At 30.9% G+C, this 19,538-nt stretch carries 21 protein-coding genes; 19 read left to right on the top strand and 2 right to left on the bottom strand.

What is annotated here, in order from left to right; translation table 11 throughout:
- Positions 1–82: 82 nt before the first annotated feature.
- The 6 genes from ACGHJ8_RS01630 to ACGHJ8_RS01655 all read left to right on the top strand — a co-directional run bounded on the left by ACGHJ8_RS01630 (position 83) and on the right by ACGHJ8_RS01655 (position 7,265).
- The gene (locus ACGHJ8_RS01630; protein WP_191340666.1) at positions 83–655 is read left to right on the top strand and encodes an RpiB/LacA/LacB family sugar-phosphate isomerase; all 573 of its coding nucleotides are present in this window, start codon (positions 83–85) and stop codon (positions 653–655) included.
- Positions 656–1,098: 443 nt separating this feature from the next.
- Positions 1,099–1,299 carry a 2-C-methyl-D-erythritol 4-phosphate cytidylyltransferase gene (locus ACGHJ8_RS01635; RefSeq protein ID WP_129739639.1) on the top strand — a complete coding sequence of 67 codons (201 nt, stop codon included), beginning with the start codon at positions 1,099–1,101 and terminating at the stop codon, positions 1,297–1,299.
- Complete coding sequence (locus tag ACGHJ8_RS01640; protein WP_390541320.1) at positions 1,292–2,716, top strand: IS4 family transposase; 1,425 nt, start codon at positions 1,292–1,294, stop codon at positions 2,714–2,716. The genes ACGHJ8_RS01635 and ACGHJ8_RS01640 overlap by 8 nt, the downstream gene beginning before the upstream one ends.
- A 1,048-nt stretch (positions 2,717–3,764) precedes the next feature.
- Positions 3,765–4,640 (top strand): MurR/RpiR family transcriptional regulator, encoded by an 876-nt coding sequence (locus tag ACGHJ8_RS01645; protein WP_390541322.1) that lies wholly within the window; start codon positions 3,765–3,767, stop codon positions 4,638–4,640.
- A gap of 4 nt (positions 4,641–4,644) precedes the next feature.
- A complete protein-coding gene (locus ACGHJ8_RS01650) occupies positions 4,645–5,667 on the top strand; it encodes an alpha-hydroxy-acid oxidizing protein (RefSeq protein WP_390541324.1) in 1,023 nt (340 codons plus the stop codon).
- A 134-nt stretch (positions 5,668–5,801) separates the two neighbouring features.
- Positions 5,802–7,265 carry a glycoside hydrolase family 1 protein gene (locus tag ACGHJ8_RS01655; RefSeq protein WP_205089843.1) on the top strand — a complete coding sequence of 488 codons (1,464 nt, stop codon included), beginning with the start codon at positions 5,802–5,804 and terminating at the stop codon, positions 7,263–7,265.
- A gap of 52 nt (positions 7,266–7,317) precedes the next feature.
- Here the strand turns inward: ACGHJ8_RS01655 and ACGHJ8_RS01660 are convergent, their stop codons facing one another.
- Positions 7,318–8,196 carry a LysR family transcriptional regulator gene (locus ACGHJ8_RS01660; RefSeq protein ID WP_390541326.1) on the bottom strand — a complete coding sequence of 293 codons (879 nt, stop codon included), beginning with the start codon at positions 8,194–8,196 and terminating at the stop codon, positions 7,318–7,320.
- A gap of 129 nt (positions 8,197–8,325) precedes the next feature.
- On the opposite strand from ACGHJ8_RS01660, the gene ACGHJ8_RS01665 reads away from it, so the two are divergent.
- A complete protein-coding gene (locus ACGHJ8_RS01665; protein WP_205089846.1) occupies positions 8,326–9,258 on the top strand; it encodes an AEC family transporter in 933 nt (310 codons plus the stop codon).
- Between the two features lie 306 nt (positions 9,259–9,564).
- On the opposite strand, the gene rhuM is transcribed toward ACGHJ8_RS01665, so the two are convergent.
- On the bottom strand, positions 9,565–10,521 hold the full coding sequence (rhuM, locus tag ACGHJ8_RS01670) for a RhuM family protein (protein ID WP_390541328.1): 957 nt from the start codon (positions 10,519–10,521) through the stop codon (positions 9,565–9,567).
- Between the two features lie 245 nt (positions 10,522–10,766).
- Between rhuM and ACGHJ8_RS01675 the strand changes: the two genes are divergently transcribed.
- The 12 genes from ACGHJ8_RS01675 to ACGHJ8_RS01730 all read left to right on the top strand — a co-directional run bounded on the left by ACGHJ8_RS01675 (position 10,767) and on the right by ACGHJ8_RS01730 (position 19,484).
- On the top strand, positions 10,767–11,249 hold the full coding sequence (locus ACGHJ8_RS01675) for a hypothetical protein (RefSeq protein WP_205089848.1): 483 nt from the start codon (positions 10,767–10,769) through the stop codon (positions 11,247–11,249).
- A 111-nt stretch (positions 11,250–11,360) separates the two neighbouring features.
- Positions 11,361–12,317, top strand: a complete 957-nt coding sequence (locus ACGHJ8_RS01680) for a sugar ABC transporter substrate-binding protein (RefSeq protein ID WP_390541331.1) — start codon at positions 11,361–11,363, stop codon at positions 12,315–12,317.
- Positions 12,317–12,976: a hypothetical protein gene (locus ACGHJ8_RS01685; RefSeq protein ID WP_390541333.1), complete on the top strand. Its 660-nt coding sequence runs from the start codon at positions 12,317–12,319 to the stop codon at positions 12,974–12,976. Before ACGHJ8_RS01680 ends, ACGHJ8_RS01685 begins: the two co-directional genes overlap by 1 nt.
- Positions 12,957–13,625, top strand: a complete 669-nt coding sequence (locus tag ACGHJ8_RS01690) for a sensor histidine kinase (protein ID WP_390541335.1) — start codon at positions 12,957–12,959, stop codon at positions 13,623–13,625. Before ACGHJ8_RS01685 ends, ACGHJ8_RS01690 begins: the two co-directional genes overlap by 20 nt.
- Entirely contained in the window at positions 13,618–14,292 is a 675-nt protein-coding gene (locus ACGHJ8_RS01695) for a response regulator transcription factor (protein ID WP_205089850.1), read from the top strand. The genes ACGHJ8_RS01690 and ACGHJ8_RS01695 overlap by 8 nt, the downstream gene beginning before the upstream one ends.
- A gap of 25 nt (positions 14,293–14,317) precedes the next feature.
- Entirely contained in the window at positions 14,318–15,574 is a 1,257-nt protein-coding gene (locus ACGHJ8_RS01700) for an ABC transporter substrate-binding protein (protein WP_390541338.1), read from the top strand.
- A 158-nt stretch (positions 15,575–15,732) separates the two neighbouring features.
- Positions 15,733–16,149 carry a PTS sugar transporter subunit IIA gene (locus ACGHJ8_RS01705; RefSeq protein WP_211962182.1) on the top strand — a complete coding sequence of 139 codons (417 nt, stop codon included), beginning with the start codon at positions 15,733–15,735 and terminating at the stop codon, positions 16,147–16,149.
- Between the two features lie 14 nt (positions 16,150–16,163).
- Positions 16,164–16,655, top strand: a complete 492-nt coding sequence (locus tag ACGHJ8_RS01710; RefSeq protein WP_390541340.1) for a PTS system mannose/fructose/N-acetylgalactosamine-transporter subunit IIB — start codon at positions 16,164–16,166, stop codon at positions 16,653–16,655.
- A gap of 18 nt (positions 16,656–16,673) precedes the next feature.
- Positions 16,674–17,516 (top strand): PTS sugar transporter subunit IIC, encoded by an 843-nt coding sequence (locus tag ACGHJ8_RS01715; RefSeq protein ID WP_087357301.1) that lies wholly within the window; start codon positions 16,674–16,676, stop codon positions 17,514–17,516.
- Position 17,517: 1 nt separating this feature from the next.
- Complete coding sequence (locus ACGHJ8_RS01720) at positions 17,518–18,351, top strand: PTS system mannose/fructose/sorbose family transporter subunit IID (protein ID WP_390541342.1); 834 nt, start codon at positions 17,518–17,520, stop codon at positions 18,349–18,351.
- 15 nt (positions 18,352–18,366) lie between these two features.
- On the top strand, positions 18,367–18,636 hold the full coding sequence (locus tag ACGHJ8_RS01725; RefSeq protein ID WP_087357303.1) for a hypothetical protein: 270 nt from the start codon (positions 18,367–18,369) through the stop codon (positions 18,634–18,636).
- Positions 18,637–18,680: 44 nt separating this feature from the next.
- Positions 18,681–19,484 (top strand): Cof-type HAD-IIB family hydrolase, encoded by an 804-nt coding sequence (locus tag ACGHJ8_RS01730; protein WP_390541345.1) that lies wholly within the window; start codon positions 18,681–18,683, stop codon positions 19,482–19,484.
- Positions 19,485–19,538 lie beyond the last annotated feature (54 nt).

The following is a 19,538-nucleotide window of genomic DNA, read 5'->3' on the forward strand; positions in this document are numbered from 1 at the left end:
ATTTGAAAATAAACACTTGATGATTTATATAAAATTCATAGAAAAAATGATAAAGAAAAAATCAAAAGGGGGGGTAAAGATAATGAAGATAGCAGTTGTACAAGCAAGTTCACAGATATCTAAAAATAATATGCTATATAGTTATACTAAAAAATATGCAAAAGATGCTGATGTTATTAACTTTGGATGTTTTTTAGATGACGAAGAAAAATATTCATATATAGAAATATCAATTTTAATAGGCATGTTAATTGATGAGAATGTCGTTGACTTCGTTGTTACTGGGTGTTCTTCTGGTCAAGGTATGATGCTTGCTTGTAATAGTATGCCTGGCGTATTGTGTGGTTATGCACCAACACCTAAAGATGCTTATTTGTTTGCTCAAATAAATAATGGTAATGCTATATCTTTACCACTAGGTGAACAGTATACATACATAGGTGAGGAAAACTTAGAAATGACACTAAAAGCTTTATTTTCTGAACCTTTTGGAGGTGGCTATCCTGCAAGTGAAGCACAAAGAAAAATAGCAGATTCAAAAATGTTGAAAGAAATAAGAGCAAAATCTCAACGAGAATTAAAAGAATTTCTTAGTGAGATTGACCCTCTATTAATAGAGAAACTTAATCGAAAGATTAAAGCTGTTTTAAGTTAATGAATATTAGTAGAAATTTATATCAGTAAAATACCATCTGTTTAGCACATCAAAAAACAAGGCCATGTTTGGTTGATTTTACGTGAAAATAGCCTATAAAACATGAGTTTATGCGTGATTTATACGTGAAAGATTCTTTAAACTTAATTAACAATTGTATACGATAAATAAAAATTGCCCTAAAAAATATATTTTTTCGATTTATTTTAACGATTTTATTCCTGACAAAACGATAAATAAGTGTTTTACCTTATGTTGGTGAATAGAAAGAAAAAAAGCCCATATAATCAGGGCAATGGAGTCAACTTAGTAAGTTGGCTCTTTTTTATTTTTTTGGAAATAAAAGAGTGTCTTTTTTACTTGTAGTTAAGTATAATTATCTATTTATTATCTTATTTCCTTTACTTTTATTGTATAATGTAGTTAAGAAAGAAGGTGCTTCTATGTTCGTTAGAGTTATCAAAAATAATAAGGGTAAGAAAAACACCTGTTTTTGCGCACTCGTTGAATCCTATCGTGATTCTTCTGGCGTTCCTAAACATCGTGTCCTTATCAACTTTGGGCAGGTTGATGAGGAATCCGTTCCTTTTCTGAAGGCTGCTTTCGCCAAGAAAAAGCCTCGTCTTGTCTATGATGATGAATAATGTAGTTAAGTCTTCTCAGCTGGCTGCTATCTTCAGTGAGTTTAATGCTATCATTCATTCTGATATCACAAACAGACTCTGTCGCAAGAGAACACAGGACTTTACCAGAAATAGAAATATGAATTTCTATTCGCTCATCTATTACTTCATCTTCAGAAACAGAACCACAACCAATGCTGAACTCTCTCATTTTTATTCTTCCATAGATCGATTTGAGAAGAGAATAAGCAAGCAGGCTCTCAACAAGGCCATTAGAAAGCTGAATCCAAATGTTTTTTCATATCTCATCAATCGATTTTCAGCCATCTATTATACATCGTCGCTCCCTAAAAAATATAGAGGATATTTCCTGATTGCAGAAGATGGGACCTATATGGAAATCCCATACAATGTCTATAATATCTATGATTTTCATTTTGTGGAGAATCAACATATCATTGACATGTTCGATGTCAAAAAAGTCCAGTCCAAGGCCGGAGGACTCTATGATGTCCTTAATGGTCTGTTTATAGATTTTTCACTCAGGCCTGCACCATATTCAGAATTGCCTCTTGCGTTTTCTCATCTCTATCGAAGTCAAAGTATATTCAAGGGAAAGGATGTCATTTATCTTGCTGACAGATATTATGGATCAGCCGAAATCATATCCCACCTTGAGTGTATTGATTATCATTATATCATCAGAGGAAAAAGCAATTTCTATAAGAAGCAGGTTGCGCTCATGAAATCTGATGATGAATGGATTGAGGTGGAAATTGATGAAAAATGGAGAAGGAGATTCCGATTTTCACCTGAAGCCATGGAATTGAGAGAAAATAATCCAGTCATGAAAATCAGGGTCATTAAAAGAAGAATTGAATATATCAACAATCATGGAGAGGCGTGTCAGAAAGAGCTTATTTTCTTTACCAACCTAGGAGAGGAATTCTCTGCTCAGGAAATCATTGAGCTATATACATATAGATGGGATATCGAAGTTTCATACAAGACACTCAAAACAGGCCAGGAGATAGAAAGGCATATAAGCAGTGATGGTGATGTTGCACGAAATGATATATATGCAAAGGTACTGTTTCATAATATTGCAGGAATCATGAGAAAAGAGTTGAACCGTTCACTTGAAATGAAAGAGTCAAATAGACAGTATGTTGTCAACATAGCACAGCTACATGAAGTCATACATGATGTCAACATTCTGCTTTCAATGATCAATGGTAAAAAAAGACAGCTAAAAAAGAAGATAGAACAGATAGAGAAGATGCTAGACAAAATAAAAGTGCCTGTTCGCCCAAACAGGCACTACCAACGATGGGGACGAGTCATGATTTCACCACCAAGCTATCGCTTCAGACTTGATGGAAGAAACAATCCAAAAGTCAGACGATACAAATCAGTGCTTATGACAATATCCCCGTAGTTAAGAATACAATTATATTGTATCATAAATTTAATGGGATAAAATTTTAAAAAACGAAAAAAATCAACAGGGGCTTTATGCGCTTTTTTTGCATAATAATAAAGAGTACATATAGTCATACCACAAGAATTACAGAAATAAAAAAAGAGTCACCTAGTCTAATATACTAAGTTGACTCCATTGACCTTGATAAAATCAAGGCTTTTTTTGTTAATTTTAATTCACAAAATTAAATGTTGATCAAATTTATACGATAAAAATAAAGAAAAACAACCAGTATTGGAAGCTACAAAGAATTTTTTATGTTACTTTGTAAAAAGAATAGATAATTTAAAAATATGCTTTATACAGAAATTTAATTCATTTATATCAAAATATTTATTGCATATTCCTATAAAGTCATACTTTTTCCATAAAGAAATGCTACTATAAAAGTAGGAGGGAAAGTTATGGATACACACAATATAGGAAGTTTTATAATAAGATGTAGAAAGAAAAAAGAAATGACTCGAAAAGAGTTGGCAGAACAATTAGGTGTAAAAGAATAATTAGTCAAAAAATGGGAAACGAATCTGTCATTTCCCAAAGGGACAGTTTTATCTTCTTTATGTGATTGCTTAGATATACGTGTTGAAGAACTGATTTTAGGTGAACATATAGAACAAGACGAACTACTAGAAAAATCAGAACAGATTATTTTAGAACTTTATCATAAAAAGAGTGATGATGCATTTCTAACATATAAAATGATATGGTTTTTTATCCTTTTGCCTGTTGCTGTTTTTCTATTTGCATCTATACAAACAAATTCTTTCATTAATGATTGTATAAATATGCTTTTTATCTTTACACCATTTACACTTATATATGGCTTTATAAAAATAATATCTTGTCTTTTACAAAATCGAGATTATTTTAAATATTTCTTACTCACTTCATGGAGTTTATTTATACTTGTTTTCTTCTTTTTTAAATAGAAATGTAGAATATAATAAGGATAGTCTATATTTTTAATCCTGAAAAATGTTATGATATAGAGGGTGATAACATGTTATTAAAGGATAAAATGACAAGTATAACTTTGACAAGAGTAGAACAGGATATTGTTGATTATCTTCTTAGTCATCAATCTTTACTTCACAAATTATCAACGAGAGATATTGCTAAAAAGGTATATTGTTCATCTTCGGCTTTGATTCGATTAGCCCACAAATTAGGCTTTCAAGGCTATAGTCAATTGAAAGAACAATTAATCAAAGAGCAGGAATATCTTGATTCTCATTTTGATCATATTGATGCTAATATACCTTTTACAGAAGATGAAACGATGATGGGGGTTGTAGGAAGTGTTTATCAAGTTATTCAGGAAGCTATGAATGATACAATTTCCCTATTACATCATGATAGTTTGCAAAAAGCTGTAAAAATAATTAATCAATCACAACATATCTATATATTTAGTTTTAGTTCATATATATCATTGGCAACTGTTTTTCAACAAAAAATGTCAAGAGTTCATAAGCATGTTATTGTACAAAGTTGTCCGGGTGAAGACAATTATCAAGTAGATATGATGAATAAAAATGATTGTGCAATTATTATTTCATACTCAGGTGAAAATCAGACATTATTAAGTGCTTCTCGTTTGATTAAGCAGAAAAATATACCTATCATTGTTATAACGAGTCTAGGGGAGAATACATTAAGTCATGATGGAGAAGTTGTTCTTTATATGTCAACGAGAGAAAAACTGTTTTCAAAAATTGCCAATTATACTTCGGAACATTCTGTATCATTATTATTTGATATTCTTTATTCATGTTATTTCCGTTTAAAGTATCAAAAGAATTTAGAACATAAGATACATTATTCTAAATCTGTAGAACAAGAACATTTTTCATCAAATCAAATGATTAAGGAGTGAGAATATGAAAACATATGCAGATGTTTTGAAAAATGCAAGAGAGTGTATAGGACCATATTGTAAAGCGTGTCCGGAATGTAATGGAAAAGCCTGTCGTCATTGTATTCCCGGTCCAGGAGCTAAAGGTGTAGGAGATGTTGCGATTAGAAATTATGATCAGTGGAAAAAAATAAGAGTGCAAATGGATACAATTGTTGAAAACAAGGAACCGGATCTTACCCTTCATATTTTTGATCAGACATTTCGTTATCCGATTTTTGTAGGTCCAGTTGGTGCGGTTCAAACTCATTATGGTAAACAATATGATGATATTACATATAATGAAATCATGGTGTCAGCTTGTGCTCAGTTAGGAATTGCTGCTTTTACAGGTGATGGACTTGATCCTCAAGTTATGATTGGTGCCTGTCAAGCTATCAAAAAAGTGCATGGTAAAGGGATTCCAACAATTAAACCTTGGAATAAAGACACGATTCAAGAAAAACTCACTTATATTCAAGAAGCATATCCTATTGCTGTTGCAATGGATATTGATGCAGCAGGTTTACCATTTTTAAAAAATATGAATCCACCTGCAGGAAGCAAAACCGTATCACAATTAAAAGACATAATATCCTTGTGTGATGCACCATTTATTGTTAAAGGAATTATGACGGTAAAAGGCGCAGTAAAAGCTAGAGAGGCAGGAGCAAGTGCTATTGTTGTTTCTAATCATGGTGGGAGAGTTTTAGATCAGACATTGTCAACAGCAGAAGTTTTAGGTGATATTGTTGATGCTGTTGGAAAAGATATGAAAGTTTTTGTTGACGGAGGTATTCGCAGTGGTGTGGATATTTTTAAAGCACTGGCTTTAGGTGCTGATGCTGTGATGATTGCTAGACCATTTGTGACAGCTTTATATGGTGGAAAAGACAAGGGTATTGAAATATATTTAAAGAAATTAGTTAGTGAATTGGAAGATACAATGAAAATGTGTGGAGCAACATCATTAAAAGATATAACACGAGATATGATTGTATGTCTTTAATTCAATCACTGTTCTAATTTAAGGCATAAAAATCAGATGAATATGAGAGCATTGTTTTAAAATGGTACAATGCTCTATTTTTTTATATTAAGTTGTGATAAAAAGATGATATGAAATAAAAGGAGGTAGAAAATATGAGTTTTCCAGAAGGATTTTTATGGGGTGGGGCACTTGCAGCTAATCAATGCGAAGGTGCTTATTTAGAAGATGGTAAGGGATTATGTGTACCAGATATGATTTTGGGTGGTGATCAAAATACACCACGAACAATTTGTAAGATTATTCAAGAAGGAAAGTTTTATCCAAGCCATGAAGCGATTGATTTTTATCATCACTATAAAGAAGATATTAAATTATTTTCTGAGATGGGATTTAAGATTTTAAGACTATCTATCAATTGGGGAAGAATTTATCCTCATGGGGATGATTTAGAACCTAATGAAGCAGGACTCCAGTTTTATGAAAATGTTTTTGATGAATGTTTAAAATATGGTATTCAACCAATGGTGACTTTATCTCATTATGAGATGCCTTGGCATCTTGTTGAAAAATATCAAGGATTTTATTCAAGAGAAGTTATTGATTTCTTTATAAGATATGCGAAAACATGCTTTCAAAGATATCAACATAAAGTGAAATATTGGTTGACTTTTAATGAGATTAATGCTGGAACAATGGGAGATCCTCTTGCTAGTCTAATGGGACTTGGTTATATGACAAAAGAAGATTTACAAAGAGAACAACCATGTTCGTTTGATGAATTGAAAGATAACCCTCAACAACGTTATACAGCTTTGCATCATCAACTTGTTGCCAGTGCATTAGCAGTGATTGAAGGACATCGTATAAATAAAAATTTGATGATTGGCAATATGATTAGTCATATCACATGGTATCCTCATACATGTCATCCTCAAGATATTTTAGCGTGGCAACAAAAAGATGCATTGTTCAATGATTTTTGTGCAGATGTACAGATAAGAGGAGAATATCCAAATTATATGATAGCTTATTTAAAAAATCATCAAATAGATTTATCTTATATTCTAGAAACTGATTTAGATATTTTGAAGAAAGGAACTATTGATTTTTATACTATGTCTTACTATATTTCTAATTGTGTAAGCGCAGATCCTCATGCTGAGCATATTGGTGGCAATCTTGTTGGAGGTGTTAAAAATCCTTATCTTAAAGCAAGTGAATGGGGATGGCAGATTGATCCTCTAGGCTTAAAATACACACTAAAAGCTGTTGCAAGTCGTTATCCTCATATACCGATTATGATAGTTGAAAATGGATTTGGAGCTGTAGATAAAATAGAAAAAGATGGTAGTATTCATGATGATTATCGTATTGAATATTTTAGAGCACATATACAGGCTATGAGTGAGGCTATTGATGAAGGGGTACCTTTAATAGGATATACAAGTTGGGGACCTATTGATATAGTATCAGCGGGGACAGGACAATTTTACAAAAGATATGGATTTATTTATGTAGATAGAAATGATGATGGAACAGGGGATTTGTCAAGATATAAGAAAGATTCATTTACTTGGTATAAAAAAGTTATTGAAACAAATGGAGAGGAAATATAAATAATGAAGGTAAGGCATGAAACCTTACCTTCATGAAGCTTAGATGTCAATATTAACTGATTTCTTCCTTCAATAGTTCTAAAAATCTTTCAGCTTGTTTAGAAAAAAGATGATATTTTTTCCATGCAATATGAATACCATCCTCTAATTGTGGAGAAAGAGGTTTAAAGCATAGTAAACTATTTTCATCAGTGGAAATAATATTGTTGAAAGTTAAAGCATAACCTCCACCTTCTTCGACTAATAAAGCAGAATTATGAATCAAATTGTAAGTGACTTTAATATTCAGTTTTCTTTCATTACCACCAATCCATCCAGCAATTTCATTTTTTACAATATCCTGATCAGATAAAATAATCGGTTGATTTCTTAACATATCAGGTGTAATGGCATCATATTGAGATAAAGGATCGTCTTTTCTCATTAATACACCCATCACTTCTTTTCCTGGTAGTGTAAAATAATCATATTGAGAAAGATTGACTGGATCAAAGAAAATACCAAAATCTAATAGACCACTCTCCAATTTATCAGCAACATCTTGAGCATTGCCACTAAAAAGATGAAACTGAATTTTTGGATGCATTTTTTGCATAGAAGCAATGACTTTCATGATAAGACGCATAGATCCACTCTCACCACCACCAATATAAATATCACCAGAAAGTTCTTCTTGATTTTTTGATAATTCACGTTCAGCTTTTTGGGTAAGACTGATAATTTCTTGAGCATATTGTTTTAGAATGATGCCATCTTTTGTGAGTGTGATTTTGCGATTACCACGAATAAATAATTGCTTATGAAATTCATCTTCTAATTCTTTCATCTGTCTTGAAAGAGTTGGCTGTGTAATATGCAAAACTTCAGCTGCTTTAGAAATGCTTTCTTCTCTTGCGATAGCTAAAAAATATTCTAAGACTCTTATTTCCATGATTCATCACCTATTATCATTATAGCCGCATTTGCTATGCCTTACAAGTATAGGAAAATATAAAATATAAGTATTTGATATATGTTGGGTGAATTCATATAATAAAGGCAAAATGAAAGGAGAAAATATATGACAGCTTTATCAACATTATTCCCCGTATTTTTTATGATTGGTTTAGGAGTATTTGCAAGAATAAAAGGATGGATTACACCCCAACAAAAAGAGGGAGCCAACCATATTATATTTAATATTTTATTTCCTATTATGATCTTTAATGTCTTATTTACTGCCAATATATCAGTTTCGGTAATTTGGATTGTATTATATGTTTTTATCGCATTTGTATTAACAATGGTATTAGGAAAATTGTTAAGTCAGTTTACAGGAGCAAAAATGGCTCATATTTCACCCTATTTATTAACAACAACAGAAGGTGGGAATGTCGCTTTACCATTATACACATCTATCGTTGGTTTAAGTTATGCCAGCAATACAATTATTTTTGATATTGCAGGAAGCTTAATGGCTTTTGTTGTGATGCCTATTATGGTTGCAAAAGAAACATCTGGAAAAACAAGTTTTAAAGAATTATTGAAAACAATGTGTACAAATTCATTTTTGATTGCAGTAACCTTAGGGTTAATTCTTAATTTAATAGGTGGTTATACTTTTTTACAAACAACACCACTCATAGATATTTATACAAACACCATTAATCAGGCAACGGGTCCTATTGTAGGAATGATTTTATTAATTATTGGTTTTAATTTAAAAATACAAAAAGAAGCATTACCATCACTTATCAAATTATTGTGTGTAAGATTTGTATTGTTTGCAGGAATTATTGCAGGATTTTTTATCTTATTTCCATCAATGATGGCAGATCAGATTTATATGATTGCAGTTTTGATTTATTTTATGAGTCCAACAGGATTTGCTGTTCCTATGATTATATCCCCACTTAATAAAACAGAAGAAGATGAAGATTTTCAATCAGCATTTATTTCTTTATATATGGTCATTACATTAATCGTTTATGCTTTGATTGTTGTATTGATTTAACAATATCATTTTAATGGTATTTGAGGGATGCATGACATCGCCTCTTTTTCTTTTTTAAAGAAAGATGTAAACTTGTTTGATATATATTTGAACAACTATAAATATTCTATTCTTACATCCATTGTTTTCATTTAGATAATGATTTTATCAAAAGAAAAAGTAGAAATCCGTATGAAAATGATTCTTTCAATAAGTATTAGTCTATTTTAGCCTATATGAAATAAAAACTAGGAATTATTTTAATATCATTCCTAGTTAAAAAATCTATAAATTGGATTCGATGACATTGGGTTATATAACTGAGTTTTATTTCATAATTGTCTTAATGAGTTGCATCATAATATCTTTATCTTCTGGTCTTGAAGTAGCTACTAATATAGTCAAGGTTGCAAGCGTATCATTATTGATTCTTTCTATTCCATTTTTATATAAAGCATTGTTCTTATCTAAAAAATATAAAAATATCGTTGCACCTATTCTCTTGTTTCCATCAATAAAGCTATGATTCTTAACAATAAAATATAATAATGCACTGGCTTTATCTTCAAGTGTTGGATATAAGTCATTTCCGCCAAAACTTTGATAGATGGTTGATATACTACTTTTAAATGAATCATCTCTTTCAATGGCAAATTGATCTCCCTGATCTGCAAACATTGTATTGTGTATTAATTTTATACATTCATCGTATTGAATGATATAAATATCTTTTTGTCCTTTGGGTACTTCTAAACAATGATGATCATAATCATCTAATATTTTAAATCCTCTCTGGTAGGCTTTTAAAAACTCTAGCATAGCATCACTACTTGGCAATTGACCACCTGCTTCTTTGTATTGATCAAGCATTCTTGTAACATATTCAATATCTTGAAAGTGTCTATCATTAACAACATATCCTTTTAATAAATATTCTCTTAATATATTATTAGCCCATTTTCTAAAAAGAATACCATTTTTAGATTTTACTCTATATCCGATACTTATTATCATATCTAAATTATAATATTCAATTTGTCGAGTGACTTGACGATTGCCTTCTTTTTGAACTGTCGCAAATTTTGCGATAGTTGAATTATCTAATTCTTCCTTTAATGCATTGTTAATATGTTTTCCTATTGTCTTAATATCTCTATCAAACAATTGTGATAATTGTTCTCTATTTAGCCATACTGTTTCATTATTGGAATCAATAGTAACATCTAATACGAAATCTCCATTTTTAAATTGAACAACTTCATTTTTTTCTACAGTATTAATCATAGCATCATCTTCTCCTTTTCTATTTTTATTGATGAGTTTATGATAACATTTGTTTGTTTCTATTTTATGACCAAATACAAAAAAAGATTGAATAATAGAATAAAAAATAAATAAATGGGAAAGAATATATTTTTATATCATTCCTTGTTGAAATATGTTTTTTAATTGATGATAGTGTTTATTGATATTTTTATTTTACGAAGATATATCCTTAAGATATAATATATAAGTCAGGAGATGAGAAAATGTTTGATTATGAATCAGAAATTATTACAGCAATCAGAGAAAGTCATGAAACAATTCTAGAAAATATTATCAAAGATACCAAAGAAGTTTATCAACTCTATTATGAAATACGACAACTGTTGGCTCAAGGTGGTTATATTTTGATGAAAGTTTTTATTGGAATCACGACTCTTTTTATAGCGTTATGTATCTTCTTTATCCAACAACATATTTATCCTTTGGGTATTCTCTTTTTTATTCTTGCCATCATTGTTATGGGATTGGTTATCATTGTCCGTTTTATTTTAAGTGTAGATGCTTCTCATTGGATAGATTGTTTAAGAGATGATGAAGCATTAGTTATGAATAGATATTTAAAAGCTAAGCATATTGAAATTCGATTAAAGAATCAAACAATATCTAAATATTTAAGACATCGACATCAAAAAGAAGTCTTGTCTTTAGATGAAAATATAAATGAATCAAAAGGTATATTCTATTGAAGAATATGCTTTTTTATTAAAAAGAAATAGATAAACCTATGGAAAGACTATCTTAATTTTTATGGAAAGTATATAATAAGATATATCTTTACTATAAACAAAGTAGGTGAAATGATGCAAATAGGAAAGAAAAAGATTGTTGTTATGAGTTTATTTATCGTTGTCATGTTAATTGGTACTCTTATTTATAATAATGATTATTTTCCTAAAAGACAGAATTATCTTTTTGGGGTAACATATATGACAATGAACAATACGTTTTATGAAGTTATCAACAATGAATTATTAAAGGAAATTGAAAATAGGGGAGATCAGCTTCTTGTAAGAGATCCAGCTTTAGATATAGATAAACAAATTGAACAAATTTATGATTTTATTGATGAAGATGTAGATGGGATTTTTATTAATCCAGTAGATTCAAAGAAAGTAACTCCTGCTTTAAAAGCAGCTAAAAAAGCCGGGATACCTATTATTGTTATGGATGCATCTATAGAACAGGAACAGTTTGTTGATTGTACGATTGTGTCGGATAATTATGATGCAGGTGTTCAATGTGCTAAAGACATGATGAAAAGATTGAAATCAGCAAATATTGTTCTATTAAAACATACAAATGTCCAATCTGCGAAAGACCGTATAGATGGATTTTTAGAAACAATTGATGGATACTCTCAATATCAAATTATCGATCAGGGAGAATGTGAAGGACAGCTGGAATTAGCCATGCCTATTATGGAAGATATTTTAGAAAAAAATAAAGATGTTGATGTTGTGATGGCTTTAAATGATCCAAGTGCTTTAGGAGCATTAGCGGCTTTACAGGCATATCAATATCATCATACTATCGTTTATGGGGTTGATGGGACACCAGATATTAAAACACTTATTGGTAATCATTCGATGGTTGCAGGAACTGTTGCACAATCACCTATTTCTATTGGCAATATTGCGTCACAAAAGATGTATGAATTATTACGAGGGAAAGCTATTGAAAAAAATATTATTATTCCAGTTCAGTTAATCAATGAAAATAACATAACAAAGTATGATCAAACGGGGTGGCAATAATGAAATATTCTTATCAACAAGTTCTATCTATATTACGTCATTCCCTCAGTATATTAAATTTTGTTATTATTCTTTTTTATAGTATGTTGATTTTAATGACAACACAATATATTGTACAAATACAATATGCCAGAGAATTTTTAGATCGTATCACACATCTTCCACAACACCCACTCGTTACTTTTTTGGGTTCTATATCATTATATGCAGTTTTAATTTTTGTTATATATAATAGAAATACAACAAAAGTTTCATATAAAATGAATGTTTTTTATAGTTTTTTAGAAGTTTTGATTGGTTTTCTTTTAATTTATTTTTTATACATGTCCTATAATGGTGTTTTATTCCTTATCTTCTGTGATTCTATTTTTAACCTAAAACAAGAAAAATATTCTAAAGGATTATTAGGTGTATTGATTATTGTGTATATCATATCTAGTTATGATGTTTTTTCTATATTTGTACCTATGACCAATATGTTTGAATATTTTCAGATATATGGTTCACAAGTCAATGGTGTTCTTATGATTATCACTTCATGTTTAGAGATGCTCAATATTATCTTGTTTATTGCATTTATGATTGTTTATCTTGCTGATGAAATGCGACAAAATCAATATAATTTCAGAAGAATTAGATATGGTGAATCAAGTCAATAAAGAACTTCAAAATTATGCAGCTATTACTGAAAAAATTGGGGAAAACAAAGAACGAAAACGTCTAGCAAGAGAAATTCATGATACTTTAGGTCATGCATTAACGGGCATAGCAGCAGGAGTGGATGCCTGTATTGCGATGATTGATCAAAATCCTACAGCTACAAAGCAACAGCTTCAAGTGATTTCTAAAGTTGTTAGACAAGGAATAACAGATGTGAGAAATTCTTTAAATAAGTTACGTCCTGGAGCTTTAGAAGAACATGGCTTTAAAGAGGCACTTGAACGTATGATTGCAGAATTTTCAAGTGTCAGTGATTTAACAATTGAATTAGATTATCAGCTGGAAGATATTGACTTAGAGAAAACAGATGAAGATATTATTTTTCGTATTATACAAGAGTCAATTACGAATGCTTTAAGACATGGACATGCCACTGAGGTTAAAATTAATATGCATTATGATAAAAACTTTTTGCATCTGAAAATAAAAGATAATGGTATAGGGTGTGATGATGTTCATTTTGGTTTTGGTTTAACGCAGATGAAAGAGCGCTTAGCGATGATTAATGGAGAAGTTCATTTTGATGGACATCAAGGATTTTTAACAGAAGTGACATTACCAAGAAAGGAGAGGGATAAGCATGATTAAAGTTGTTATTGCAGATGATCAGGAACTTATTAGAGAGTCATTAAAGATTATTTTAGGAACACATGATGATATACAAGTTGTGGGAGTAGCAGGAGATGGATCAGATGTTTTACATATTTTAGAACGTGAAGCAGTGGATGTTATTTTGATGGATATACGAATGCCTGGAATGGATGGTGTTCATTGTACGAAGATTGTTAAAGAACAATATCCCCATATAAAGATTATTATTTTAACAACTTTTGATGATGATGACTTTGTTTTTAGTGCATTGAAATATGGAGCGAGTGGATATCTTTTAAAAGGTGTAGGAATGGATGAACTGTATCAAGCAATTATTACGGTCAATAGTGGTGGTGCCATGATTAATCCAGATATTGCAACAAAAGTCTTTAGTATGTTTTCAAAGATGACTCAAAATAATTATGCTATTCAAGTAGATGAAAGTTCGATAAAAGATATCAGCCATCCAGAATGGCGTGTTATTCAACAAGTGGCCTTTGGATTGTCTAATAAAGAAATAGCTCAAAAATTATATCTTTCTGAAGGAACAATTAGAAATTATCTAAGCTCTATTTTATCAAAACTCAATCTAAGAGATCGTACACAATTAGCCATATGGGCTGTACAAACCGGTATAACAACAAAGGATTTTCATGATGAATAAGAAAAAGATAATTTGCATCCTTGTGATGATTGCATGTTTTATTTTGATTATTTATCGTCCACGTCAGCTCACTCTTACGATTGGTGTTTTTGCAGGGAGTAATTGGGATGTTCCGAATGGAGATTGTTATAAAATTATTGATCAGGCCATTGAAAGGTATGAAAAAGAATATCCAATGGTTCAAATTGAATATGAGAGTGGAATTTTAAAAGAAGATTATTCTGAATGGCTTTCAGCTAAATATTTAAAAGGGGAAGAACCAGATGTCTTTATGGTTCTGGGAGAAGATTTTAATACTTTAAGTGCATTAGGGGCATTAAAAAATTTAGATAGTTTGATACAAAAAGATCAGCAATTTCATATTGAGAATTATTATGCCAGTGTTTTATATTCTGGACAATATCATAATCATCAATATGCATTGCCTTATGAAAGTAATCCAACGTTAATGTTTGTTAATCAAACGTTATTAAAAAAAGAACATATTCATCTTCCAGATAATGATTGGACATTGGATGATTTCTATACGATTTGTCAACAGGTGACAAAAGATACAAATAATGATGGACAAATAGATCAATATGGTTGTTATAATTATGATTGGTTAGATTCTGTTTATAGCCATAAGGTCAATTTATTTGATGAAAATGGAGAATTTTGTTATTTAAATCAAAAAGATGTTAAAAATGCTATTTCATTTGTACAAAAAATATATAATCTTAATCAGGGGTACACTGTCACATCACAAGATTTTGATATGGGGAAAGTCGCTTTTGCACCTATGTCCTTTGCTGAATATAGAACATACAAACCTTACCCTTATCGTGTTAAAAAATATTCGCAATTTGAATGGGATTGCATTCAAATGCCCGGAGCAGATGAAAATAATAGTAGTGAGGTTTCATCGTTGTTGATGGGGATTTCTTCAAGAACATCTCACATACAAGAAGCTTGGGAATTTTTAAAACTATTAACTTATGATACGCAGACACAAAAAACACTTTTCCAGTATTCACAAGGTATTTCATCTTTAAAAACAGTTATTCAGTCTGATGATGTAGAAAGTTTATTAAATAGTGATATTTTGGAAGATACACAAGTGAATTTAAACTTGTTGAATGATGTTATGGAAAATGCTATGAGTCAAAGTCAGTTTAGAAAATATAATTCTGCAATTGTAACTATGAATACTCAAATCAATCAAATGATTCAAAACAATGAAGATTTAGATTTATCATTGATTTCTTTACAAAATGAAATCAATGAATACTTAAGAGAATAAGATAATGATAAAGTCAAGGATTCTTGGCTTTTTTTGTATTGTGACATTTGTCATATTGATTTCCTATCATCTGTCATGATGAAAATATGACAATAGACAGATGGAATAATACCTCATCATTGATACAATGATAGTGTCAAATGAAGGAGGGGAAAAAGGTGAAATATTTAATAATGGTAAGTCATGGACAGTTTGCTGAAGGATTGAAAGATGCTCTTTCTATGTTAGCAGGGCAACGTGAAGATGTTTTAGCATTAGGGTTACAAAATGGTAAAAGTGCTGATGAATTTGCAGAAGAATTTTCAAATATCATAAACCCGATTTGTCAAGATGATGAAATAATTTTATTAGGTGATTTAATTGGTGGATCACCACTTACAACAGCTATGAATGTTGTAAGTGAAAAAGGACTCCATTGTACAATCATTGGAGGTATGAATTTACCATTAGCTCTTACAACTGTTTTGATGAAAGATACAATGTCAACAAATGATCTTGTTGTGCAAATCTTGAATGAAGCAACTACAGCATTAAGAGAATTGAAAATTGAAAATGATGAAGATGAAGATATTTAAAGGAGGAAAGAAAAATGTCAGTTTCATTTATTCGTATTGATGATCGTATGATTCATGGTCAAACATGTACACGTTGGGCTCGTGAATATCCTTGTGATGGTTTAATTGCTGTAAATGATAAAGCAGCTAAAAATGATGTGTTAAAAGCGGCCTATAAAGCTGCCAGTGGAAAGAAAACATTTGTCTGGACTTTAGAAGATTTTCAAAAGAAAGCACAAAAAGTATTAGATAGTGATACACGTTATTTCTTGATTACAAAAAATCCTGTAGATATGTGTAAAATATTAGTGAATCAAGGGTTTCAGTGTGGTGTTGATACAGTCATTGTAGGTCCTTGTAATGATCGTGAAGGAGCTGTGAAATTAGGAAATAATCAATCTATTACACAAGAAGAAGCTGATGCTTTTGAAAAAATTGCAAAAGCAGGATATAAAATTAAATTTGCTTTATTGCCAGATGTTTCTATAGGAACATGGGATGATTTTAAAGGAAAGTTCGGTTATTAAAAAGGGGAGGTTTCATTTATGGAAATTAGTTGGTTACAAGCTGCCTTATTAGGTTTATTTGCATGTTTATCAAGTATGCCTGGTTTAGGTGGAACATCAATTGGGAACTACACATTAGGTAGACCATTAATTGGTGGTTTAGTCTGTGGTATTATTTTAGGGGATATTTATTCAGGTATTTTAGTTGGGGTTGCAATGCAAGTTGTATATATTGCTTTGGTGACACCGGGTGGTACTGTTTCAGCAGATGTACGTGCCGTAAGTTACATTGGTATTCCATTAGCTATGATTGCTTTAAAGAGTTATGGTTTAGATGCTGGAAGTGCAGATGGACAAGCAATGGCAACTTCATTTGGAACAATGGTTGGAACTTTAGGAACTGTCTTATTCTATGGAACAGCAACAATTAACCTTGTTTGGCAACATATTGGATGGCGTGCCGTTGAAAAAGGTGAATTCAATAAATTATATGTTGTCAATATGGGATTGCCTTGGATTTCACATATTCTTTGCTCATTTATTCCAACTTTAATTATGTGTAAAATGGGAGCACCAATGGTAGAGTTAATTAAAAATTACTTACCAATGGATGGAATAGCAATGATGACATTATTTACAGTTGGTTCATTACTTCCATGTGTCGGAATTGCGATTTTATTAAAACAGATTGCCACAAAAGCAGTTGACTTCATTCCATTCTTCTTTGGTTTTACTTTAGCAGCTGCATTAGGAATTAACCTTGTATCTGCAACTGTGATTGCTGGTATGTTTGCATTAATTAATTATCGTATTAAAATGTTGACAATCAATAAACCAGCAGTCAATTCAAATGTTGATGATGATGACGAGGAGGATATTTAAGATGGAAAAGAAATTAACAAAAAAGACTCTGACAAAGTCATTTCATAATTGGTATTATGGAAACTTAACATGTTTCTCACAAGAACATATGCAGACTTTTGGATATCTTTGTTCTATGCTTCCAATTGTTAATGAATTGTATAGTCAAAAACAAGATAAAGCAAAAGCTATGCAAACTTATACAGCTTTCTTTAATACAGAACCACAGATTGGTTCAGTCATTGTTGGTATGACAGCAGGGCTAGAAGAAGCCCGTGCCAATGGTGAAGATGTAGATGATGAAACAATTAATGGATTACGTGCTGGGTTAATGGGACCTTTAGCAGGAATTGGAGATTCATTAGTCGTTGGAACAGTCATTCCCATTTTATTAGGTGTAGCACTAGGAATGTCTAATGGGGGATCACCTTTAGGAGCTATCTTCTATATCATTGTTTGGAATTTATTTGCTTACTTTGGAATGAAATTCTTATATTTCAAAGGTTATGAATTAGGTGGTAAAGCTGTTGATTTCTTAGTAGGACCTCAAGGAGAGGCTTTAAGAGAATCTATAACAATGTTAGGTGGAATTGTTATTGGAGCTGTTGCAGCTACTTGGGTATCAGTGCAAACAAGTTTTACTTTAATAGCTAAAGGAGCAACAGAACCATACTTGAATTTACAAAAAACATTAGATAGTGTTTATCCAGGATTTTTAACAGCTGCATTTGTTATGCTTTGCTGGTATTTACTAGCAAAAAGAAAAATGTCACCAATCAAAGTTATGTTATTACTTGTTGTGATTGCCTTAGTTGGTGTATTAGTTGGATTCTTTAATCCAGGTTTACAATATTAAAAGGAGGACAGTGTCATGGATACCAAACGCAAAGAAGCTTATATAGCAGAAGTACAATATCAAACAAAAATGCTCAATCATTTAAAAAAATGGTTAAGAAACCTTATCATATTTTCTTCAATTTCTCTTGTCTTTGTTTTGTTTGGATCATCCATTCATCCATTTGTACAAGTCATAAGTGTTATATTCATGATATTAAGCATCCTATCATGTATACTTGTTGGATTGGGATATAAAAATGGATATGATAATGTTCGTAAAATACTTAATATAATGAAATCATAAGAGGATTGTTGTCAAAACAATCCTCTTTCAATAAGGAGAATAAAATGTATCAAATTGTATTCAGTGATGTTGATGGAACTTTGTTGAATGATCAACATCAAATGACACCATTAACACAACAATCTATTATTTGGCTACATAATAAACAAATTCCATTTGTGATTGTATCAGCACGTAGTCCTTCAGGTATTTTTCCAATCATGGAAGAAAATCATTTCAAATCTCATCTCATTGCTTATAGTGGAGCACTTATTATGGATGAGTATCGACATATACTCTATGAAAAAGGGATGAAGACACCACTAGCTATGTTAATTATTCAGAAGTTAAATGCCATGAATATAACATGGTGTGTATATTCTTTTGATCAATGGTATGTTCAAAATCGCCAAGATGAAAAGATTCAAAGAGAAGAAAGCATTGTAAAAGCTCAATCTCAAGAGGCTTCTTTAGATGATTTGTTGTCATTACCAGTTGTTCATAAAATATTATGTATCTGTTGTCCCAATCAGACATTAATAGTTGAAAAGCAATTAAAAAAAGATTTTCCACAACTGACAATCGTTAAATCTTCCGATATACTTATTGAAATCATGGAACAGGGAATTAATAAAGCACAAGCTGTTAAACAATTATGTCAACTATGGAATATTCCTATTCAAAAAGCAGTAGCATTTGGAGATCAGTATAATGATTTAGATATGTTGTTAGAGGTAGGATATGGATGGGCAATGGGAAATGCACCAAAAGAAATCAAAAAACAAGTCAAATATGTGACATTGGATAATAATCATGATGGTATTCATTATGCATTAAATAATATGAATGATGAAGGAAAGAAAATTTGAAATGATTTTCTTTTTTTATTTTCATTTCCTGATTTAGGAAATACATTGTTGAAA

Source organism: Massiliimicrobium timonense, from assembly GCF_042850985.1.
Taxonomy (GTDB): domain Bacteria; phylum Bacillota_I; class Bacilli_A; order Erysipelotrichales; family Coprobacillaceae; genus Allocoprobacillus.